Source organism: Pseudoalteromonas sp. T1lg88, from assembly GCF_002964765.1.
In the GTDB taxonomy this organism is placed as follows: domain Bacteria; phylum Pseudomonadota; class Gammaproteobacteria; order Enterobacterales; family Alteromonadaceae; genus Pseudoalteromonas.
This window is the reverse complement of record NZ_PQCF01000032.1, coordinates 14,740-37,250: the sequence shown is the minus strand read 5'-3', so window position 1 is coordinate 37,250 and position 22,511 is coordinate 14,740. Positions and strand designations below refer to the sequence as shown.

The window sequence follows — 22,511 nt, the reverse complement described above, 5'->3', positions numbered from 1 at the left end:
TGCTCGCTAAAGTAAAGCCACAAAAAAGCCGAGTAGTTACCTACTCGGCTCATTTTGAGCGCTTATTGACTCACTTAACCCTAACTAAAGCTATCGAAGTGGATAACGTTTTTATCGACGCCCATATTAACCAGGGTGGCTATGGTTTCATCCATCATGGCTTTAGGCCCACACATATAATAGTGCGCGGCTAACAGGGCTTCTTTATTCATATTATTGAACAACACCTGCTGGGCATAGCCGGTGGCGCCTAACCAATCCGGACCGGCTTGCGATAGCACAGGGGTGAAGCGGAAATTATCAAAGCGCTGGCTCAGGGCAAAAAACTCTTCCTGATAGAGCAGGTCTTCTTCATGGCGCGCACCAAAGTAGAAGTGAATTTCCTGCTTGCTATTGTTGGCCAACAGTAGCTCCTTGATGATCCCTCTCAGCGGCGCCATACCAGAGCCTGCGCCGATCACCACAATGGGTGCCTTGGTGTCTTGGTCAACATAGAACTCTTCGAATGGACCCAAAGCATCAACCGTGTCACCTGGCGCCATGTTACATAGATAACTGGAACCCGAGCCCGCCGGCACGCCCTGTTGCGGGGCGCGATGATATTTAATGGCAAATACCAGCTCTTCGTCTAACTGGCTCACCGAGGTCAGTGAGTAGTTACGTGAGCAAGCCGCTCTGGGGTACTCGCTATTATCTTCCTCGTCCCAATAGGCTTTGTAATCGCTTGGAATATAGTGCGGCCTTGCCGGTACTTGCCCTTCGGGAATAAAGAAACGCATAAAGGCACCGGCTTTATAAGCCAATGGCGGCCCCTGAACTTTAAATCGCAACTCCTTGATATCCGGGGTTACAAACTCACTGCCGACCAGGGTCAGCTCAACCTTTTTGGCATCGGTGACATCGAACAAGGTCATGTCTTGAACATCGTCACTAAAGTGTTGACAGGCTAACCTAAAGCCTTGTGCCAGCTCAGCTTGCGAGAAGTGTTGCTGGTCGGCGGAGGTAGCCTTAGGTGCGGGGTTAATCAACACCTTACAACGCCCACAGGTGCCACCGCCACCGCAGGTAGACGGCAGGGAAATATCATGGCCCGCGAGCCCATCTAACAGATTCGTCGCCGTAGAGAGCTCAAGCTGATCAAGCAACTGCTGCTCGTGATCGAATATTTTCACCGACGTTCGCTTCGACAGCAGGGCGACCTTATACTGTCCACGGCGAATAAGATCTAAGGTCCAGATCAGCCCCGACAGCGACAACCACAAGGTAACAAAGGCGAACAGAATAATCTGTATATTGTTAAAGCTGCCCTCATTGCCGTAATCCATAAAGTGCAACATAAAGAAGATATCGGCGAAGCGCTTATGAGCATCGCTGTGCCCGACCACGCGTCCCGAACCCGCCTCGATATAGACACTGGTTTGAATATCATCGTTAAAGTTCACCCGCCAAGCGGCATTTTTCTGCTTGGGAAAATCTTCAAGGGGTGGCTGCAGCAGGGTCACCTCTCCGACGCTGCCCGGGCCATTGTAAGATTGCTTGGCAAGGCGCGTGGCAAAGGCTGCATCTATGCTCACCTCATTACCCCGATAGGCATCAAACAGGCTGTATTCGTTTTCAAAGTACGGGTACAGGCCGCGCTTATGGGTAAGCAAATAATAGGGCTGACCGAGCAGTGCAATCTGCTTGAGTGACATGCTGGGCTCGGCTTTTTCCAGCACGCTTCTTGGTTCGACCAAGGCTGCGGTATCTATCTGCACTTGGTCATGCGCGTGGGCGCGATAGGTATGACCGCCGACCTTATGGTGATCCATCAAGTTAAAATAAAAGCCGCTGCCTAACCACAGCATAAACTGAACCCCCACGACCAGGGAGGTCCATTTGTGTATTGATCGTATCCACTGCATTAGACATCACCTCGTTGTAGTTGATTTTTTTGTTGGAGGTCTTGCGTTAAGGCATGCTCTTCTTCGTTCTTTTTGAACACCCTAAAGTACACCAGCACCATGCCGGCTAGGGCGGCCAAGATGCTAAACAGGGTCACCCAAAACAGCAATTGATTGTCTATTTCACTGTCTTCGTAGTCCATTACGTGGAATCTAAACATCCAGTCGAACAAGCGCCACCATTCATGTCGCTTGGCCAGCACCTCACCACTGCGGGCGGAAATGTACAGCGCCGGGCTGCCCAGGTTGTCAAAATTCACGCGCCATGCTGGCAGTGCATTGTGCACCCGTCGACTCAACTCAAAGGGCGGGTTGTCGTCTATGTATTCAACACTTTCAACGTCACCGCTGCCGGTGTACTCGGACTTGGCTACCCTCACGGCTTCGTCTTTGCCCAAAGGCGAGAGCAAGACGCCGGTGTTGGCATCAACCAGATAGTGAACATCGTCCTGCACAAAGCGATAAACCGGTTTATCCAGGTGCATCCCCAACGAGAGCTTCTCCAAGCCCGTGTACTGAGCCCTTAACGAGCTCATGGGATAGTTGACCTGCTGCACCGCCACCTTGGTCTGATGGTTGTGAACCAGGGTGTCGCCGTGCACATAATCTATGTCAAAAAACACCATATAGGCCCCGGTGACCGACCAGATCACAAACTGCGAGCCTAAAAACAGCATCAGCCACTTGTGGTATTTTCGGCTGCTTTTTAGCAGGCTAAAGGGCGGTGTTTTGTCTGCCTCAATGGCGCGAGCGCGCCAAATGAAGTAGACCGCAGGTAAGACCAGCAGGGTCAGCAACACCGCACTGAGCATGCCGCCCACCATGGGCGCGGCAATACGGCTCATCACCTCGGAGCCGGTTCCCGAACCATATAAGATGGGCATTAGGCCGATGATAATGGTGGCAACCGTCATCATTACCGGGCGAATACGCATGCCCGCCCCTTCCATAATGGCCGCTGTCAGCTGTGCTCTATCAAAGGCGATGCGCTGCTCTTTACAGCGTTCCCTCGCCTCCTTATAGGACTGGTTTAAATACACCAGCATAATCACGCCAATTTCAACCGCGACCCCGGCCAGGGCAATAAAGCCAACACCCACGGCCACGGAGAAGTTAAAGCCCTCAAGGTACATCAACCATAGGCCGCCGATCATCGCCATGGGCAGGGTGATGATAATGATGCCGACCTCAACAAGGGATCTGAAGTTTAAGTAAAGCAGCACCACAATAATGGCCAGGGTGAGTGGCAAGACATAGGTCAGCTTATCTTTCGCTCGCTCCATGTACTCGTATTGTCCGGCCCAGTTGATCGAGTAACCCGCCGGTAAATCCAGGTTGGCAACCAAATGTGCCTTGGCATTTTCAACATAGGTGCCCACATCCACATCGGCGATATCGATAAAGGTCCAGCCATTAATACGGGCATTCTCACTCTTGATACCCGGCGGACCAATCTCGATACGAATATCGGCAACATCGCCAAGGGCAATCCGTTGTCCGTTTGGTGTCACCACGGGCAGGCGAGCAAGCTGCTCCGGCGAGTCGCGGTAATCCTGGGGATAACGCAGGTTGACCGGATAGCGCTCCTGGCCTTCGATGGTTTGCGTCACATTCATGCCGCCGATGGCGGTCGAAACCACCTGCTGCACATCTTCAATGTTTAACCCGAAGCGGCTCGCTTTTTCCCGTGAGATATCCACCTTGATATAACGGCCGCCGGCGACGCGCTCGGAGTAAACCGAGGCGGTGCCTTGCACCTGAGGCAAGAGCTGCTCAATTTGCTGACCTATGTCTTGAATGACATCCAATCTCGGTCCCGCGACCTTAATCCCCACCGGGGTTTTAATGCCGGTTGCCAGCATATCGATACGGGTTTTAATCGGCATCACCCAGGCGTTGGTTAGGCCGGGGAATTTCACCAATTTATCAAATTCCGCTTTCAGGCTTTCGGTGGTCACGCCTTCGCGCCACTGATCGCGCGGTTTAAGCTGAATAAAGGTTTCTATCATGGTCAGCGGCGCCGGATCCGTCGCCGTTTCCGCTCGCCCTACTTTACCGAACACAGTCTCCACCTCCGGCACGGTGCGGATCAGCCTGTCGGTTTGCTGCAACAACTCACGGGCCTTACCAATGGAAATACCCGGGTAGGTAGTTGGCATGTACATTAAATCCCCTTCATCCAACGGCGGGATGAACTCACTGCCAATTTTGTCTACCGGGTAGAATCCTACCAGGGTCAAGGCAAGGGCCAGCACCAAGGTGAGTTTCGGGAACTTCATCACCTGTGCCAACACAGGCTTATAGATGGCAATCAACAAACGGTTGAGCGGGTTTTTCTTTTCCGAGACTACTTTGCCGCGGATAAAGTAACCCATCAATACCGGCACCAGGGTAATGGCCAAACCGGCAGACGCCGCCATGGCATAGGTTTTGGTATACGCCAGCGGCGCAAACATACGCCCTTCCTGCGCTTCAAGAATAAACACCGGCAGGAAAGACACTGTGATGATCAGCAAGCTAAAGAACAGCGCCGGCCCCACTTCGGAGGGGCCTTGGCCACGATTTCCCAGCGGTTTTCGTTGGTCAGGGGCGTTTTTTCCATGTGTTTGTGCATGTTTTCTATCATCACGATAGCACCATCGGTCATGGCACCAATGGCAATGGCGATACCGCCCAGGGACATAATATTGGCATTGATCCCCTGCATATACATGATGATAAAGGACACCAAAATGCCCAGCGGCAAGGTAACCACCGCCACGATGGAGGAGCGTAAATGGAACAGGAAGGCCACACAGACCAGTGCCACAATGGCCAGTTCTTCTGCGAGCTTGCTCCAAAGGTTATCAACCGCGCTTTCGATCAGTTTGGAACGGTCATACACGGTGACAATCTCAACCCCTTCCGGCAGCGACGACTTCAAGGATTCGAGCTTTTCTTTGACCCCATCTATGGTTTGTTGGGCGTTTTCACCAAAGCGCATCACCACTACGCCGCCAACCACTTCGCCTTCGCCGTTTAATTCCGCGATACCGCGGCGCATTTGCGGCCCCAGGCTGACATTGGCCAGATCACCTATACGCAGCGGCGTACCTTGTTCATTTATACCCAGGGGGATTTTTTCAATGTCACTGACCGACTTAATATAGCCGGTGGCGGTCACCATATACTCGGCTTCGGCCAGCTCGACCACGGATGCTCCCGTCTCTTTGTTACCGCGCTGCAAGGCCACCTGAATTTGCGCCAGCGGTACGTTGTAGGCGCGCAGCTTATCCGGGTCGACCTGCACCTGGTACTGCTTCACCATACCGCCCACGGCCGCCACTTCGGAAACGCCGGGCACGGTTTGCAGCTCATACTTCAAGAACCAATCCTGAATACTGCGCAACTGACTTAAATCATGGTTACCGGTTTTATCCTCCAGGGCATAGATATACACCCAACCCACACCGGTGGCATCCGGGCCCAATTGCGGTTTGGCCGTCTCCGGCAGGCTAGAGGCCACCTGGCTTAGGTACTCCAGCACCCGCGAGCGTGCCCAATACAAATCGGTGTCATCATCAAAGATGATGTAAACATAGGAGTCACCGAAAAAAGAAAAACCGCGCACCGTTTGTGCACCGGGCACCGACAACATGGCCGTGGTCAGCGGAAAGGTGACCTGATCCTGTACCACCTGAGGCGCCTGCCCCGGGTAGCTGGTTTTAATGATCACCTGCACATCGGATAGATCCGGAATGGCATCAACCGGGGTGTTCTTCAGCGAGTACAAGCCGCCAAAGGCTATGATCAGGGTGATCAGCAAGACAAAGAAACGATTGCCTACCGACCAGCGAATTATTGATTCAATCATAACTACTTCCCTCTACTTAATGCGCTGAGTGATCAACAGCATCTTGCTGTTGCGTATTATCAGCGAGAGAGATTTCGGTGATGACAAAGTCGTCTCTGATTTCAAAGGTAAACATCACTTCATCGCCGACGTTAAAAGCAGAAATATCGACATCCTCGGCAAGCATAAAGTCCATGGTCGCCGCCGGGCGGCCCCACTTTTCAATTGGTCCGCGGCTGATGTTCATGATGCGGTTTTGCGCATCAACAAGGTTTATCACCCCCATCACGGTGGCACTGGACACCTCGGGCTCGGTCATGATGTGAATACCGGTTAGCTCATAACCGCCGTCATCGGTTTTGGTCACTTCAAAATGCAACGTCTGACCCGATTTTAAGGCGTCAATATCCACCGAGTCTGCCACGGTAAAGTCCATGGTCATCTCTGGCCAGTCCCATTCTTTTGCCGGTCCGTGGGTGATGTTCACCATGCGATGACCCGCCATGACACTGTTCACTTCCCCTTCCATCCATACCGATGTAGGCACTTCGTCGTGATACATGCGTTTGAAGTCGGAGCTCTTGCTTGATTCCGAGTCAATTAAGAACTGAGCCGAGGTCACCACCACATCGCCCTCTTCAAGACCCGTTAGTATCTCTACTTCGTTCTCGCCCACTCGACCTAGGGTTACCGCGACCGATTTAAACTGGCCGTCACCAAAATCCAGAACGACACGATCTTGCTGTCCGGTTCTGATCACCGATTCTTTTGGCACCACCATGGTATTGCCGGTTTGCTCTGCCTGCAGCGACACCTGCGCGAACATATTCGGCTTAAGCAAATAGCCTGGATTATCAAATTTCAATCGCACCCGCAGGGTACGCGTTTGGCTGTTAAGGGTGGGATAAACATAATCAACCACACCGTGCCATTCTTTACTGGGTAAATAATCCAGTGTCATCGACACCGGCAGGCCTTTTTTAATGACATCGGCATCGCGCTCGAACACCTCCGCCTCAACCCACACCTGAATCCAGCTTAGCAATACTCATCAGCGTGGTACCGGGCTGCACATAAAACCCTTCACGCACTTGCAAGCCATCCACAACCCCTTGTTGTGGCGAATAAAAAGTAACGGTTTGGCGCACCTTGCCGGTACGCTCCAGCTCATCAATAAACTCCGAAGACATGTGCAACGCCTTTAAACGCTCTCTGGCTGCAACGGCCAAAGAGCCACTGCTATGCTTTAAGGCGATCAGAAACTCTTCCTGGGCATTGACCAGTTGCGGCGAGTAAAGGGTGTATAACGCCTGCCCCTTATCCACCGGGTTACCGGCGGCTTTGACGTAGAGCTTTTCTATCCAGCCATCAACACGGGGGTGAATATGGATCAGTTCGTCTTCATCATATTGGACATAGCCCACGGTGGAGATATTGGTTTGCATTGTTTTCACTTGCACCGGCGCGGTGCGCACGCCCAAATTATGGATCACGTTCGGAGAGATTTTTACCGCGCCTGGGCCAATATCACTGCCCGACTCTTCTTCCTCGTAAACGGGCACCAGGTCCATCCCCATGGGTGATTTACCAGGCTGATCACGACGATAATTGGAGTCCATGGGCGCCACCCAATAAAGCGGCTTCTTTTCCCCTGAGTCGGCGACTGTTCCGCTAGTGTCAGACTCTTGGCTGTGAAACAAACTCATGCCCCCGACTCCGATCAAGGCACCAATGATCACGGCGATAATCGTTTTGTTGTTAGACGACATTATTCTTCTCCAATTCGGTGTGTATGTATGGACTCGCTGTTGGTTTGCTGTTGTGGTTGGTAGCGAGCCATAAAGTAATTGATTCGGGCAACGGTTTTAAGCAGGTTAACGTCAATATTAAGTGCCGAAATACGGGCATTTAACACGGCGATACGGGCCCGAACGACCTCGGCAAAATCACCATCATCATTGGTGTACGCATTGAGCGATGCATCTGCCTGTTCTTGTGTTTGTTTAAGTAACAGCTCGCCGTAGAGCGCCTTTCTGTCGGACAAGCGCTTTAACTGCTTGAGCTCTTTTTCCACGGCGCTGATCATTTGCTTGAGCAGCAGTAACTTCTCTGTTTTTACCGACTCAGACTCGGCGATTGAGGCGGCCACTTGTTTATCCTGGTTATTCTCGGTGAAAATCGGCAGGTCAAAGGTAACGCCCACAGAGAAAAAGTCGGCGCGACTATCGCCGGAAGGCATATCGCCCCGGTAGCCGTAGCCGGCGTTGACGCCCCATTGAGGCTTATAGCTCTGCTCGGCCAGCTGCACGCCTTTTTCTGACACCTGCTGTTTCACATCTATGGCCATGAGGGCGGGATGATAAGCCAACTCGCCGGCAAGGCGCTGGCGGGAATAATCGGATGCCTTAAACAGTTCGGCATTTAACAGCTGCAGTGTAGGCAACTGGTTTGATACCTCAAAAGCGAAGGTGCTTGGGTTGTCATCGAATGTGATTGCAAACTCATCTTCATGGTAGATATGAAGCCATTCGTTGAGCTGCGCCAACAGGGTATCGAGTTTTTGCTTTTCTACCGTCAACCTGTCTTCGAGTTGCACAATTTCCAGTTCGGCGCGAATAACATCCTGCTGGCGCGTCTTACCAATCACATTGGAGTAGCTAATCATCGCCACCTCGGCAATTTGCTCAAACAGCGCTCTGTCGCCCTTGATAAGCTCTATTGTGCGCTGCGCCAGGTAAGCGTCTAACCACAGCTCTGATACCTTGCTTTGAAGCTGCGCTTTACGGTTCGCGCGTAACAGCGGGTACTGGGTCGACTCGAGCTCAAGCTGGCTTTGTTTTAACTGCAAGCTATCACCGCGAGGGAACATTTGCGTCACGCCGACTTTCACTTGCGTCATCCCCTCTTGCTCAAACTCCCAGGTATCTACCGGCAGGTTCATTAAACCGAGGGAAACCTGAGGGTCGGGCAAAGCACCCGAGGCAATGCTCTTGTTTTCAATGGCTTGCTGTTTTAGGCGATTGCCATGCAACCAAGGGTCATTTTGTTGCGCCATCATGACCGCTTGTTCAAGGGTGAGCGCTTGCTGCGCCGTCGCCGCCTGCGAACTCGCGGCCACGGCGATAGCTAACAGCCAGGTAGCAAGGCTAACAGGATAGCTAGTCATTAGAACTGCTCCTCATAGGTCTTCACATGGGCGTAGACTTTGCTGCTGCCATCTTTGTAGAGGATAAGCACCTGATAGGGCGTAAACCTGTCACCCACTTCCATGCCGGGTGACCCTAGGGGCATGGCGGGAACCGACAGGCCGATGGCATCGGCGTGCTCTTCTTTTAGAAATTGCCGGATAAACTTGGCCGGCACATGGCCCTCAAAAGCAAAACCATCGCGTGAAATGGCACTATGGCAGGAGCGATAATTGGCGGCGATGCCAAGCTTGGTTTTGACCGGGCTGATATCCAGATAGTCTTTGGCATAGGTAATGATCCCCTCACTCTCGATGTGGGAGATCCATTTTTTACAGCAACCGCAGGTCGGTGTTTTGTACACCAACAGCTCTAAAACATCATTGCCATTGCTTCGTTCATTGGCATGAACAACACTCGGTAAAAGCAGTACTAACACTGCTACTTTTAAAAACTTTTTAATCATTTTAGCCCCCAGCAAATGCTGGCTTTTCAACACGTTTACACGTGCATTATCACAAAAGTGCTCATCATCTTTGAGCAGATTTTTGACGCATTAACCCTGTGTTAGGCAAAAATGGGGGGGCGAAAAAGGGACGTTTGAATTGCGCTTGGCTGCGCAGAGGTGGCGCTAATGACGGCTTCACTGACGGCAATTACGTCGGCCATAGCGGTTGAAGAATTGACAAGGGTTACCGATGTACAGGCGTTTGTCGGGCAAACACACTGCACCTCACAGCAGTCGTCCATCATAGCTGAATTCATGGTTGTATCGCCATGTTCCATGCCTTGATGATGCTGCATCTGGGTATTATCGGTCACCATCTTCATGGCTGCATGTGATTGATGAGCGTCCATAGCCGTTTCACATGTCATCGCAGAATACGCGAATGCCTGCCCAAGCAGAGCAATCAGCACGGCTGCAATAACTAATACCTGTGAAACCAGTCTAAACATAACACTCTCAAATTGAATAACCTAAAAAGACTAAGCTACTTTTTGCGTAAAGTAAATGCTTTGTAGATAAAGCAACTAGCGAAAGCGTTAGCAAATTCACCACCAATAAAAAGCCGGTGTGAAGTTTTAATCACACCGGCTTATTTTGTATCGCTTGCTTGTGCGCCCGTGGCCGAACACATATTGTCGGTCGCCGAGCAGAACACACTTAGTGTCTTCTTTGTGGTGCGTTTTGGATCATTTCTTTGCCATTTTCATACACATAGGCGCTCACCCAACGTCCATACAGAAGCTGGTGATTGTTGTCCAGCACGGCTACAAAGGGACGGCCATCGGCATTATTGGTCGCCAAGGCAATTCCCGTGGCGTTTTCCAGCCCCAGAGCACCACTTTCAACTAAACGTAAAAACGCTTCAAGCTCTTCCAGGGTTTCAATAATGTCGTTGTCATTGATCATGCTTATTACTCACTTAAACTCCGATAGGTGTAGAGTAGCACCTCTGGACGAACCGATAAATAAAACGCATCCCCGCCCAACGTCAAAGTATGCCCGACATTTCAATAATTGCTCAGGGGTCACGCGTTTACCCAAACTGCACTCACAAAAAAGCAGGCCAATTGCAGCCTGCTTTTTTAAAATCAAAATGAACCCTTAAGATTCGCGATAGAAAACTTCTACCGTGCCTTTGCTTTTCAGCAGTAGTGGCTGGCCGCGACGGTCAAGCGCCTTAGGTGAGGCTACCTTAATCCAACCTTCGCTGATGCAGTATTCTTCTACGTCGAAACGCTCTTTGCCGTTAAAACGCACGCCAATCTCATGCTGTAGAATTTCTTCGTTGTAGAACTTGCTACGCGGGTTGATAGAAAGCATGTCTGGAATGGCCGGTTTTGCATTTGTGTCTGTCATGATGATTTTTCTTAATTTATAAATGTGCCGCTATTGTAGGTAATACCGCAGCAATGCTCAATCATCAGCGCACCAAAACAACCGGCTGATTTATTTGCGCTGGGCAATGAGACATAGGATAGTAACGCAAGCATCCAACTAGGCATTGACACTGTATAGGACCACTATGATCAAAGCACTTCTGGCTTCTGGCCTTGTTTTATCCACCTTACCAGCATTTGCGGCCAACCTTACCGTTGAAGAGCTGCGCATTGAAAAAGCCACCAGCGCCATGCCTCAGGTATTAAGCGCCTTTAGCGCTGATATCAGTCAATTTGAACAGCAGTGGCAAGGCGCCAAAAGCTATGCCGAAGCAAAAGAGCGGGTGCAAGCGCACGCCAGCGAACTATGGCAAAGCGCCAAGCAACGCCTTACCAGCAGCGCAAGTTATGATGATCGCGAGCTCTATTGGGCACGCCTGCACTCCAGCAAAGTAATGCGCTCGGTTAAGCCCGCATTTGCGATGAGCGATGCTGAGCAAGCCACCCTGCTGGCTCTGTTAGAGCACGGCAGCCGTGGCCGTGATGACCTTGAATACACTAAGGGCACAGAGAAAAAAATTCTCCTGACCGGCTTTGATCCCTTCTTGCTCGATAAAAACATCAACCAGAGTAACCCCTCCGGCGTGACCGCGCTGTTACTCGATGGCCAGGTGATAAGCTTTAAGGGCGTGCAAGCAGAAATCAACACAGTGATGATCCCGGTACGCTATGAAGACTTTGACCAGGGTCTGATTGAAGAGATCCTCGCTCCCTACTACGCCCTGAATAATGTGGATATGGTGGTCACCGTGAGCATGGGTCGTAAAGACTTCGACCTTGAGCGCTTTCCCGGCAAACGTCGCAGTGTCACCGCGCCGGATAACGCCAATATCGTCTATGGCGGCACGCAAACGGCACCGAAAATATCCAGCCTCAATGGCCGCCCCTTACCTGGCGATGAGTTTGTGCAATTCAGCCTGCCGGTAGCGCAAATGCAGCAGGCCAAGGGCCCGTACAAGGTTATCGACAACCACAAGGTCACCACACTGGAAAAAACCTTTGAGCCGAAGACCCTGGATGAGCTTAAAAACGCGATTGCGGTTAACGGCGGCGGTGGCGGCTATTTATCGAACGAGATCTCCTATCGCAGTATTCGCCTGCGCAACGAGCTCAATTCCGACATTCCCACCGGGCATATTCACACCCCGCGTATCGCCCAGTTTGAACCTGAAGTGGAGGCAAAAATTGTGGCCCAGATTAAGGCCATGCTGGAGCACAGCCTCACGGCCATCTAAAACTTGCCTGCGCCAATGGCGAGCAAGAGCAATAAAAAAGCGCCTTAGGGCGCTTTTTTTGAGAGCTTTATGCATCAAGACAATCACTTGAATGCAATCACTTGCGAGTGCGTCTGGCCTGGCAGTCAGAACCAGGGCTACAGTGGCGCCAGGGCTTAGTTAGACCAGTGAATATGCTTTATTTTCCACTGTCCGTCTTGTTGCTCCAGCACTATGGTTTCCATACCCTCATAATCGTATTGCTTATCCTTATAGGTGCCCTTGGTATGGCTGCGTGAAACAGAAACCGCGGTGTTACCAAAAACCTCAACCTGATGTTCCAGTGTTTTTGATTCCATCATTTTCAGGTATTTCATATCGGATAACATATGATGATGCGCATATTCGTCGGCACTGCGCTCTACGCGCCCGCCCTCGAAAATAATAATATCATCGGCAAGCTGTGCCGTGGCGAGCGCCTTATCACCGCTTTTAAGGGCCTGTTTAAAGGTTAGCACCGCCCTGGCCGCTGGTGTGTCCAAGCCGTTGAACAGTTTCGCGTCTTTTTCATCGCCACTCTGGGCTTGCACGGCAACGCTGGTCGTTGCCAGTAGGAATAAAAATGCCGATAGTAATTTCATTATGCTTCTCTTTTTATTGTTTTAGTTAGTAGGGCCTACCACACTGGTTAAGCAAGCGGTGACGGCCAAAATGGCCCCTGCGATGACCATCTCTAGAGTGATGGAGTTAGCTAACACCGCCCGCCCATCCGGGTTGTTAAGCCGAGGAACAAGTATAAACTTATGCCTGGCGGCCAGCGCCAATATACACAGCACTAGCACTAGCTTAAGCAGTAAGGTTTGTCCGTAACTCGACGCCAACAGTGCCGCGGGGCTGATGAGCAATTGAAACGCCAAATACGCCCCGGCCAAGAGTAAAACCCCAACCAATACACTAGCCTGCCGTGAAAAGCGGTTCATCAGGGCTATTAGCCCATCATCATTGAGCACCTCAACGGCATGTTTAAGCGGATACAGGGCCCCAAACCACCAGGTCATCACCACAACATGCATCATTAAAAGCGCTTTTTCTAGCGCCGCTAACTCAGAAACATGCCCTACCAAGGTAAAGGAGTAGGCAAGCATTAATAAGCTGGCAGCAAACAGGCCATGGCGCGCCCATTGAACTAATGTGGCTTTGGCAGAGCAAGCCAAAAGCATCACCGCCCCTAAGGCAACCAGGCAGCCCAGGGCTCTAACCTGAGCCGCTGCACCTATGGATGAATCCCACATAATTTCCAGGATAAAGCTATCGAATGCGCCGCCAATGCCGTCTTCTGCCATGGCACCGGTATTGGCAAAAAACCAAACAGCATTGCCGACAAAGGCAAGCAGAACCAGAGATAATGGCAGGCAAATGCCGCTCAATACGCCTGGCCGTGCGGGGTCCTGTTCATGGGCAAACACCTGACCCAAGAAGGCATAACCTGCAACACCGGCAAAGCCTGCATAAAAGGCCATTTTCGCTAGCACAATGATGGTATTCCAGATAAACACGTCCATCACAGGGTATTAGCCTTGCTTAGTTCACAACAAAGCTAACGCTGCTTTTCATTTTATGGCCGTCTTGGCCAAGAAAAATCATATCAACCTGATAGCTTGAGGGCGCAAGTTCAGGAAGTGCCCAGGAATGCTCAAGGCTCGCTTCCTTAGTGGGCTTAAAACCAAATTTAATGGCCTCACCCTGCGCATTTTTTAGTGATACCTTCACCAGGCGCACTTCTTTGGTAAATGTGAGTGATAACAGCTCGGGAGTTTGCGCTAGCGTGGCCTTATCAGCGGGCACACTGGCTTTCAAATCGACATGGGCAAAGACCGCAGAACTAAACGCCAGCGTGATTACCGCAAGAAAGTGAATTAGGGATTTCATTGTTACCTCGATTATTTTTTTATTTATAAGATCACGCGACAGGCAAACAACTGATACACCAGGCCTGCAACACCTTTACATCTGCCGACGTCTTATTCGAAATTTATCACATTGCGTTGTTACTTATTGTCTTTATTGCAATGCGTTTTCAGCCCTATCTAACCAGATATACCCCGGTGTTAAAAGGAATGTGATAAAAAACGGTGTAAAACCAGCGCCGGCTCCTTAATTGAACCACCTAGCCAAGGCCACAGGTATTGCGCTACGGCTAATAGCGAAAAGGCACATGCCCTACCTTCACAAAGATCACCGTTTCTTCGTTTACGTACGGCGTGTGCTCACTCATATGCGGGCTGCGCAGCCAGGTGCCCTGCGGATAATGACCGAACTCATCGCAAAACTCGCCACTAAGCACTAAAACCTCTTCGCCGCCAAAGTGCTTATGAGGCACAAAGCGCTCGCCCTTGGGCCATTTCACCAGGGCCGTATGTTCATGCTCAAAGGTGTGCAGTGGCATCACTTCAAGGCCACCCTGCCCCGGTTGCCACTGTGTTTCCCGGGTGTTGATGCGCACCGTTTGCGTATCCTTTTCATCAAACTGATTGAGCTTCACAAAGAGCACGCAGCCTTCTTTACTAAAGGGCGCGTGCACACTATTAGGTGGATTACGAATGTAGGTGCCCGCCGGGTAATCGCCGTGCTCGTCTGAAAACACCCCCTCAAGCACAAAGATCTCCTCGCCCAGAGGATGAGGGTGCGGATTAAAACACGAGCCCGCCTCGTATTTAACTATGCTTGTAGTGTGCCCCGACTCTTTGCCTTCGCGCTCCAATGGCTTGCGCCACACCCCTTTAGCCGGGCTTGCCTGCCAGGGTTGCGCTGCCGTTTTAATCGCTAACTTCTGGTCAAAATCCATATTTAACATGCGTGCTCCTGTTTGATGCGCTTCTGCAAGCGCTCAGCTGGTTTTGATAATAAGCAATGAATACTACACCACCGGCGTTTTGGTTCACCCAAAGACGGTAAAAGGAGTATCGGGGCAAAGACTATAGTGGCAGTGCGATGCGACCAAGAACTCCCGTTATCTTCCCTTGCCAGCGCGTCATAATTCGGCGGTTATGTGTGAAGACACCTTATGGAAATTTAATAATTTATCCTTGAGGCGCTGCGAGTATGTAACAAAGTTGGTGAGCGCACCGGCATCTTTTCTATTGGTATCGGCAAGTAACAATAACAGCTTGCGGTGGGCCTGATTAAGATGCAGCTGCAACAACTTGGCCGACTTCTCAATCTCCTCATTATTGGGCTCCTCTAGATGCTCACTGGTTTTTGTAAAAAGATTTAAGGTATCGCTCGATAACTCTCTTACCAGAATCAAAATATCACTTTTCAGCTCGATAAATTGCTCACTCATGATGCGTTTGCTCTCAAACAGATCGGTAATTGAGTCATGGATCTGGAACAGATAATCATAGCGATTAATTTGTATTATCAGCTCTCGTGATTGCTCTTCATCCTTCATCTTGCTTAACAGCGAAGTGAAGTAAGTCATGTACTCTTTTTCGATAAAATTGACATATTCAATGCGTTTTTGCGCCGTGTCCTGAATGCTCTTGTAGTTTGTTTCTAAGCTTAGGGTGACAAGGTTGTAGTTCTCCTTTAAAAAGTTGAGCAGCTGTTGATTACCCGTTTCAAGCCTGTCCACGATAAGCTGAAACTCTTCGTCTTCTTGATAGGTCGGCAGCTCAAGGCGCTCAAAGTCCATTTTCCCTTCACCCAGCAAAAAGTCGACAAAGCGGGTAAAAGGGGTGACAAAAATAATAAAGATGAGGCTGGCAACCACGTTGAATATAAAGTGAATGTTAGCCAGGGCAATGGCCGGATCCATGGTCACGTCACTTAACTTGTGGCCAAACAATAAAATAACGGGCAAAAACAACAAGACCCCACCCACATTAAACAAGAGGTGACTCAAGGCTGCTTTTTTAGCGGCAATATCCATCCCAAACACGGCGATCATAGCCGTTGCCGTGGTGCCTATATTGGCCCCCATAATGATGGGCACCGCATTCTCAAGGCCCAAAACCCCCTGCTGGGTGAAGATAATAGCCAAACCCGTTGTGACCGAGCTCGACTGCACCATGGCGGTAAAAATACAGCCAACCAAAATCGCAATCAGGGGGTTTTGCGGCTGGGTTAAAATCTCAATTAACGCCGGATTATTTTGTAATGGCGCCAAAGACGAAGAGATCAGATTCAGGCTGAAAAACACAAACCCGAAATAAAAGATGGCCTTGCCGAAGATAGAAAAACGATTGCGCGTCAGCGATAAGAAAAAGCCGATAATGATAAACACGGGCGCAAACACGGTAAGCTTAAAGGCCACCAGCTGCGCCGTTATTGTGGTGCCCACGTTGGAACCGAAAATAATGCCCACACTGTTTTTGAACGTTAACACCCCGGCGTTAACTAAACTAATAGTGATCACCGAGGTGGCGGAGCTGGACTGAATTAAAGCGGTAACAATGGCGCCAATAAAGACGCCGAGTATGGGTATGCGCGTTGCCCGGCTCAGGGACTTACGAAAGCGCTCGCCTGAGATGCTTTCAATTTCCCGAGAGAAATTCTGAAGCCCAAAAATAAAAAGAATAATGGCGGTTAATCCAGCCATGGCAATCGTCAGGTTTTCCATTTGCTTATCAAATTTTGAGCAAGGCAGATATAAAAAGCATAGGTTTTAGATGCAGTTAGCGCAATATTGTCCAGCGATCTTGGTTCGTATTTGGAGTAATAATAATCCCCTTGGCTTTCGCAGGGAAAACCCATGGCCGCAGCAGGGTAAGCCGTATCATTGTCGCTGCGCTTGCCGCTTCCTATACTAAAAGCACACCCACCCCGCTTGTTTAAGGCGTTCTTTTTATGGCTGCCGATATGCTTTCACCCCAGACCATACTCTTTGCTGCCATTGCCTTAGCGCAGCAATCGAGCTGGGAGCGCTTTTCGCTGCAGCAGCTGGCCGGCTCGCTCAATTGTGGTTTAAGCGATATACACAGGTACTTTCGCTCCAAGGACGATATCGCCGAGGCGCTGTTCGATGGTGCCGATAGGGCCATGCTCGCTTACGCCGATACCGAGGCCGCTAAAGTAGGCTCGGAGCAAGAGCGTACCCTCAATTGCATCATGAGCTGGTTTCATTATCTGGCCCCTTACAAAGCCGTGGTGCGCGATATTATGCGTTATAAACTGGAGCCCGGGCATGTTCACCTGCAGGCCCATGGTGTGACCCGCGTCAGCCGCACCGTGCAGTGGTTCAGAGAAGCGGCGGCGCGCCCGCAGCAGGGATTGGCCAAGGTGGCCGACGAAATTGCGCTCACCAGCGCCTATCTGAGCAGCTTTTATTGCTTTTTAAGCGATAACAGTGCCGATAATGCCAAAACCAGAGCCCTGTTAAGGGGCTTGCTTAAGCGCATTCATGCCGGTCATGGCTTTTTCTCCCGCCCGGGTCGAGCAACCTAGCCTTGGATGCCCTCACCCATGTATTCATTGGCGCCCTTGTCGCCCAGTTGCCCGCAGCTAAACCTTCATCGGCAGGCGCAGACACCAGCACAAAGACTGGCTGGAAACTCAGAGCCGCGATCGGCGCTGCGGTGGCCCTTTTTCCGGACATTGACTACCTGCTCTTTTGGCTCAACCCGTTAGACTTTCTAGCCTATTGGCACCGGGCCGAAACTCACTCCCTGCTGCTCTCCCCCGTGTGGGCGGCGCTGATAAGCTATCTCTTGTGTAAACTGCTGCGCCTGGCAAACGCCGCACTGGTCTTTACCATCTGTTGGCTTGCTATTCTCTCGCACCTAGTAGCAGACACCTTAACCGTGTTCGGAACTCGTTGGTTTGCCCCCTTGTCAGACGTGAAATTTAGCTGGGACCTCTTATTTATCATCGACCCCTACTTCACCCTGAGCGTAATGCTGGCCGCATTGCTGATGTATATTTACCGAAAAAAAAGGTGGCACCAAAAGCGCTATCACCTGGCGGCCCTGAGCCCGCCCTTACTCTATCTTGCGGCTGTGCTTGGCATAAAACTCACTTTAACGGTGCAAATAGCGCCCAATGCGGATAGTCGCTTGCTGCCACAGCCTTTTTCACCCCTTTATTGGCAGCTGCTCAGCGAAGACGAGGAGCATATTTATCAGGCCTATCTTAAGTTCAAAACCGATCCACTGGCGGACAACCTGTCCCACGCCGCTGGGGTAACAGGCTTTTCTGGAGCCTACACCCGGACTGATGCCTTGCAATGGCACAGCTATACCCACCCGGCACACGCGGAGCCGCTTGTTCAACAGGCGTGGCAACACCCAGACTTCAAGGCCTTTAGAGACTTTGCCGAGTACCCGGTGGTGTTAGCAAAAGAGACATCGGCAAAGCAAGGCTGCGTGTGGTTCAGCGACCTGCGCTATCACTGGCCCGGCATCCAGCCCTATTTTCGCTATGCCATGTGCCAGAGCCAGGACGGCCAGTGGCAACTTAAGCGCGGCCGGTATTTTAGTGAACATAATGAAGAGGTTAACTAGCAAGTGTCCTACGTATTGAACTCACACATCTGTGTGACAACGTGGAATTGAGGTTTGTAGGTCGGTCTTTTAGGCCGACAACAAAGCACTGTAAGTTAGACTTTGCCGTCATGGATAACAGTTTATAGGTCGGTCTTTGCCGCCATGGATGGCGGTAGTAGAGCAATGTAGGAGCACATTGCCGATAAGGCCGACAACAAAGGGGAGGATTTCTCCAGCGCGAATTTAAACAGAAAATCAACTAATACACCTGTGTGACGAAGTGGAGATTAGAGTGATTGTGGGTTCGGCTAAGCGCAAGACCTAACCAAACTTCTATGCCTAGGAAATCTGGGTTTGCTTACTCTTCCTCTTCATCGGCGTCAAGGATCAGCTCTTGCATCTGTTGCGGGGTAAAGACAAAGAAGTACAGGTTTTCGATAGATGAAAGGGTTTTACCTTCCAGAGATTGATAGTCTGCGGCATCCGTGTCGAGCCAGTAGCCGGCGAGCACGCCTTCTTTAATAGGGAAATACACACTCTCACTGGTGGTCACCGCGCCGACCGAGTTAAACACATAATCGCCATAATGTTTGTTGACCGTGTCGACCAGCTCACTTTGCTGCTGCTTGCGTTGGCCCAGTTGTGAAAATAAATCTGATTCTTGCATACGCCTCTTCTTAAATTCGCCGCTACATCCATTTGCTAAGCTGGCCCGGTATTGATACCAGCCTTATGCGGATAAAATGATGACACTTAAAATGAATATAACACGGTAACTGAACAGGGGTAGTCCTGTTGTGGCTGTATTTATGCGATACGTTTGGAGTCAGACCGCTGACAGCGGTTTTTTATATTCAGATTTTGTCGTCCTGACTCGGTAAACCTAACTTCGCAGTCCCCCTCCTCGCAGAGCTCGTCGCCTTCAAGCGGCGAGAGTGAAACTGTTCACTCTCTTAAATCCGCTTTCAGCCCTATCTCGTTGTTTCAAACACGCTCCGCAACAAAAGCCGATTTCTACAGCGCGAATTTTAACGGGAAATCAGCTGATGCGCCTGTGTAATACGGCTGGATTGGGGTGGCTGTGAGTTAGACCTGATATTTACTCATTGTTTTAAAATTGACATAAGAACGTGCTTTCATTAGCTTGAAACCTGCGCGTATAAATTCATAAGGACATGATATGGAAAGCCAACTTCCTTTATTCGAAGAAATAAGCCCGTCAATTAGTGCTAAAAACCCCATCGAGTCAAACCGCAGATTCTGCAAAGAGATCGAAGAAACTCTGCTTCTCTTAGGTTATGAAGAAAGCAAATCAGAATCGCCCGAATTGAATAGCTTTAACAAGCGCAATGCGTATGAAGATATGTATGGCTCCAAACGACAAAGCTCATTCCTCGTTAATAGCAATCAGCACGGTCTAGTGAGAGTGGAAGCCCACCGCCAGGAAACCTCTGGCTCTGTCGACCAAAAATTTCCATTCTTCTTTGAATCATTGATGAAAGCACCGGAGTCAAACTTAGTCATCGTTTTCGATGGTAAAGGCTACAAAGAAGAAGCATACGATTGGCTACTAACAGAAACAGCCAAAGTTCAGGATAAGACTTTTCTGGTTTTCCCCACCAAAGAAGAGTTTTGTGATTGGCTAATTAATAAAACAAACGCTAAGTGAAGTTTCTGTGGCCTTTAAATATCAGAGTTTGGAAAGCCGATTAACAATGTTCGTAACAATCAACATTGTTATTGGCTTTTCGTTTTTATTAGTTTACCCAACTTTCATGGCTGATTATCGTTTTGAAGGGCCTTTACTTTGGAGTGCGATACTTATTGTTGCATCATCAGCGTGGAGCTTTGGTGTATTCACTTGGATGATTGATAGAAAGTATCGGGCCTTAATCAGACGCGTAATGATCTACCGCCTTATTATGATAGGCCTACCGTTCCTACTAACTTATTTCGGCATGGTAGCTTTTGCCCTTTTTATCTCTGCATATCTATTCGCTGCGGCTCTCACTTCTTTAATTTTGGTGATTTTATTAAGTGAAATCATCGTAAGACGCAGAAAGATAAAGAAATTTTTAATTACTTTACTTAAATATATTAGAAAAGTATGGGTTGCAGTATTTGCTAGCACAGCGATTACGCAGAACGAAAAAAACAATAATCAAAGCGACACTGAAGCCGCGAATTCAGAGAGCAACAAGCATTAGCAGGACACTCACCCTAACATTGAATTCGTAAAAGCGGATTTTCAGATGGTTTTATCTGTTTGAGTTAATCATATTGAGTAAAAATACGCGTTATTTAAACCATCAAACCGAGATAAAAATATCTGCTCTATACCTTATCTACTTAAAGTGGATGTCTTGTTTATTTTCTGCTCCTAAAGGAGCGCTTAAAAAATTGAAAATCTACCCTTCGATTCAATCGCTGGACAAGAGCAAATCACATTACCGTCAGCGAATACGTTCGCGCAGCCTTTAGTCCGAATTTCCTACAATGCCTCTTTCCTAGAGCGAATACCCAAACATTAGCTAGACACCCATCCTAATATTTTCCACATTCCATAACGCTCTCTGCCCGGTTATAATTATGCTTTATTACCGTAACTCCTTATCTCGAACTTCCATGAAAAAGCTCTCCAAAGTCCAGCTAAAACAACAGGCACTGGTGCTCAACGTTGCCGAAGCACTCGAACAACAAGCGCGCGCAGAAATACCCGGCATGTTGCAATGCTGGTTTGATGTCCAATACCACTTGTTCCCCGGCTCCCTGCTCCTGTGTTTTCAATTCGAAAATGACCAAGCACTAAAGGCCGCCGAACCTCACCTACTCAAATGGCAAAAACGCCTAAGCGCCGCCATGCTGAAAAAAGGCGTGATCCTAAAAGATATGCGCAAGCACTTAACCTTCACCCTCAAAGGGCCAGAGGATTGAGATAAAAGATAAAAGACGTCGGGTGAATTTGCTGGACTGCACAATGCAAAACCTACCCCATTTTTTTTAGAGTGGGTGTCTTGTTAATTTTTATTGCCGCATTGGCGACGACAAGTTAGAGGAAATGCGCGCCCATTTCCTCTAACAACTCCTAGGGCGCCCGTAATTCGTATTGCTTCCGAACTCAGGTTTTTGTTAAACGCTGCGCTTAGCTTTCAACGCGGTTTAACGAGTCGTCCTGACTCGATAAACCTAACTTCGCATCCATGCTTCGTTGTTTTAAGCACGCTCCGCAACAAAAGCTGATTTCTCCAGCACGAATTAAAACGGGAAATGAGCTGATACACTGGGGCTATTTGGTCAGAGTTATTGTGGTTGTGAGCTTGAGATGGGTCAAGTGCACAATTCATACTAACGTGTAAGAATAATATGTTATAAACTAATGAAAAATTACTTAAAAAGGATTTGTTTTGAATATCGAGGAAGGTTTTAGGCGTATCACTTGGATTATTTCAAGAGTAGGTCCACTCGTATTAATTCTATGGTATATCTGCTTCAGCATTGCAATGATACTGTTTAATGGTGGATGGGATAGATATGTAGATGACATAAATAGCCACATAGGTGAGGTTGCTGGATTTCTAATAGCTCCGGTACTTTTATACATAATACCGCCGCTAATAATGAAAATGCTTGTTTGGATCGTTGATGGATTTAGACAAAAAATTGATTAAAAATCTCATAACTAATAAGACTCCACCAGAGAAAAGAAAGCTTAAGACCCATTGGCTTTTCTTTGAGTTCACTTCGAAATGAAGTAACTCTTTCACCAAACGCTTTCAGTCGTTGATAAATCTCAATAGCCCGCTCAGGATACGCACAGTCATCAATGGATATACACGCCTCATGCAGCTCTTTGACTGTGTATTTTGAGAAATCGATATTCATATAAATTCCCTTTAATTTATATCTAGTTG

The 22,511-nt window shown here is 49.4% G+C and carries 20 protein-coding genes and 2 pseudogenes; 6 read left to right on the top strand and 16 right to left on the bottom strand.

The window, feature by feature from the left end; translation table 11 throughout:
* Positions 1-80: 80 nt before the first annotated feature.
* The 9 genes and pseudogenes from C2M34_RS11825 to C2M34_RS11790 all read right to left on the bottom strand — a co-directional run bounded on the left by C2M34_RS11825 (position 81) and on the right by C2M34_RS11790 (position 10,824).
* A complete protein-coding gene (locus tag C2M34_RS11825; RefSeq protein ID WP_105258903.1) occupies positions 81-1,904 on the bottom strand; it encodes a 2Fe-2S iron-sulfur cluster-binding protein in 1,824 nt (607 codons plus the stop codon).
* Positions 1,904-2,428, bottom strand: coding sequence for a PepSY domain-containing protein (locus C2M34_RS15940; protein ID WP_234398830.1), 525 nt, complete (start codon positions 2,426-2,428; stop codon positions 1,904-1,906). Before C2M34_RS15940 ends, C2M34_RS11825 begins: the two co-directional genes overlap by 1 nt.
* Before the next feature lie 252 nt (positions 2,429-2,680).
* Positions 2,681-5,796 (bottom strand): annotated as a pseudogene (locus tag C2M34_RS11820) (efflux RND transporter permease subunit); the annotation flags it as partial.
* Positions 5,797-5,812: 16 nt separating this feature from the next.
* Positions 5,813-7,544, bottom strand: a pseudogene (locus tag C2M34_RS11815) (efflux RND transporter periplasmic adaptor subunit).
* Positions 7,544-8,941, bottom strand: coding sequence for a TolC family protein (locus C2M34_RS11810; protein ID WP_105200919.1), 1,398 nt, complete (start codon positions 8,939-8,941; stop codon positions 7,544-7,546). The pseudogene C2M34_RS11815 and the gene C2M34_RS11810 overlap by 1 nt, the downstream one beginning before the upstream one ends.
* A complete protein-coding gene (locus C2M34_RS11805; protein WP_105259283.1) occupies positions 8,941-9,426 on the bottom strand; it encodes a DUF411 domain-containing protein in 486 nt (161 codons plus the stop codon). Before C2M34_RS11805 ends, C2M34_RS11810 begins: the two co-directional genes overlap by 1 nt.
* 101 nt (positions 9,427-9,527) lie before the next feature.
* Positions 9,528-9,917, bottom strand: a complete 390-nt coding sequence (locus C2M34_RS11800; protein WP_105258902.1) for a hypothetical protein — start codon at positions 9,915-9,917, stop codon at positions 9,528-9,530.
* Between the two features lie 208 nt (positions 9,918-10,125).
* On the bottom strand, positions 10,126-10,374 hold the full coding sequence (locus C2M34_RS11795; RefSeq protein WP_105213109.1) for a hypothetical protein: 249 nt from the start codon (positions 10,372-10,374) through the stop codon (positions 10,126-10,128).
* Positions 10,375-10,569: 195 nt separating this feature from the next.
* Positions 10,570-10,824: a DUF3297 family protein gene (locus C2M34_RS11790; protein ID WP_105200915.1), complete on the bottom strand. Its 255-nt coding sequence runs from the start codon at positions 10,822-10,824 to the stop codon at positions 10,570-10,572.
* A 166-nt stretch (positions 10,825-10,990) separates the two neighbouring features.
* Here C2M34_RS11790 and C2M34_RS11785 point away from each other — a divergent pair, with 166 nt between their 5' ends.
* Positions 10,991-12,139, top strand: a complete 1,149-nt coding sequence (locus C2M34_RS11785; protein WP_105258901.1) for a hypothetical protein — start codon at positions 10,991-10,993, stop codon at positions 12,137-12,139.
* Between the two features lie 155 nt (positions 12,140-12,294).
* On the opposite strand, the gene C2M34_RS11780 is transcribed toward C2M34_RS11785, so the two are convergent.
* The 5 genes from C2M34_RS11780 to C2M34_RS11760 all read right to left on the bottom strand — a co-directional run bounded on the left by C2M34_RS11780 (position 12,295) and on the right by C2M34_RS11760 (position 16,739).
* On the bottom strand, positions 12,295-12,759 hold the full coding sequence (locus tag C2M34_RS11780; protein ID WP_105258900.1) for a YybH family protein: 465 nt from the start codon (positions 12,757-12,759) through the stop codon (positions 12,295-12,297).
* Between the two features lie 21 nt (positions 12,760-12,780).
* On the bottom strand, positions 12,781-13,680 hold the full coding sequence (locus C2M34_RS11775; RefSeq protein ID WP_105258899.1) for a copper resistance D family protein: 900 nt from the start codon (positions 13,678-13,680) through the stop codon (positions 12,781-12,783).
* 19 nt (positions 13,681-13,699) lie between these two features.
* On the bottom strand, positions 13,700-14,047 hold the full coding sequence (locus C2M34_RS11770; RefSeq protein WP_105200911.1) for a copper resistance CopC family protein: 348 nt from the start codon (positions 14,045-14,047) through the stop codon (positions 13,700-13,702).
* A gap of 268 nt (positions 14,048-14,315) precedes the next feature.
* Positions 14,316-14,972: a cupin domain-containing protein gene (locus tag C2M34_RS11765; RefSeq protein ID WP_105258898.1), complete on the bottom strand. Its 657-nt coding sequence runs from the start codon at positions 14,970-14,972 to the stop codon at positions 14,316-14,318.
* Positions 14,973-15,149: 177 nt separating this feature from the next.
* The gene (locus tag C2M34_RS11760; RefSeq protein WP_105258897.1) at positions 15,150-16,739 is read right to left on the bottom strand and encodes a Na/Pi cotransporter family protein; all 1,590 of its coding nucleotides are present in this window, start codon (positions 16,737-16,739) and stop codon (positions 15,150-15,152) included.
* Positions 16,740-16,966: 227 nt separating this feature from the next.
* Between C2M34_RS11760 and C2M34_RS11755 the strand changes: the two genes are divergently transcribed.
* Together C2M34_RS11755 and C2M34_RS11750 are read left to right on the top strand one after the other, a co-directional pair.
* Positions 16,967-17,563: a TetR/AcrR family transcriptional regulator gene (locus C2M34_RS11755; protein ID WP_105258896.1), complete on the top strand. Its 597-nt coding sequence runs from the start codon at positions 16,967-16,969 to the stop codon at positions 17,561-17,563.
* A gap of 2 nt (positions 17,564-17,565) precedes the next feature.
* Positions 17,566-18,618 carry a metal-dependent hydrolase gene (locus C2M34_RS11750; RefSeq protein WP_105258895.1) on the top strand — a complete coding sequence of 351 codons (1,053 nt, stop codon included), beginning with the start codon at positions 17,566-17,568 and terminating at the stop codon, positions 18,616-18,618.
* Between the two features lie 340 nt (positions 18,619-18,958).
* Here C2M34_RS11750 and C2M34_RS11745 read toward each other — a convergent pair whose 3' ends face one another.
* Positions 18,959-19,267: a hypothetical protein gene (locus C2M34_RS11745; RefSeq protein WP_105200906.1), complete on the bottom strand. Its 309-nt coding sequence runs from the start codon at positions 19,265-19,267 to the stop codon at positions 18,959-18,961.
* A gap of 513 nt (positions 19,268-19,780) precedes the next feature.
* Here C2M34_RS11745 and C2M34_RS11740 point away from each other — a divergent pair.
* The 3 genes from C2M34_RS11740 to C2M34_RS11730 all read left to right on the top strand — a co-directional run bounded on the left by C2M34_RS11740 (position 19,781) and on the right by C2M34_RS11730 (position 21,534).
* Complete coding sequence (locus C2M34_RS11740) at positions 19,781-20,269, top strand: PD-(D/E)XK nuclease superfamily protein (protein WP_105258894.1); 489 nt, start codon at positions 19,781-19,783, stop codon at positions 20,267-20,269.
* Positions 20,270-20,276: 7 nt separating this feature from the next.
* Positions 20,277-20,807: a hypothetical protein gene (locus C2M34_RS11735; protein ID WP_158681442.1), complete on the top strand. Its 531-nt coding sequence runs from the start codon at positions 20,277-20,279 to the stop codon at positions 20,805-20,807.
* 418 nt (positions 20,808-21,225) lie between these two features.
* Positions 21,226-21,534 (top strand): hypothetical protein, encoded by a 309-nt coding sequence (locus tag C2M34_RS11730; protein ID WP_105258892.1) that lies wholly within the window; start codon positions 21,226-21,228, stop codon positions 21,532-21,534.
* 714 nt (positions 21,535-22,248) lie between these two features.
* Here C2M34_RS11730 and C2M34_RS11720 read toward each other — a convergent pair.
* Positions 22,249-22,482 carry a hypothetical protein gene (locus tag C2M34_RS11720; RefSeq protein ID WP_105258890.1) on the bottom strand — a complete coding sequence of 78 codons (234 nt, stop codon included), beginning with the start codon at positions 22,480-22,482 and terminating at the stop codon, positions 22,249-22,251.
* Positions 22,483-22,511: the final 29 nt, after the last annotated feature.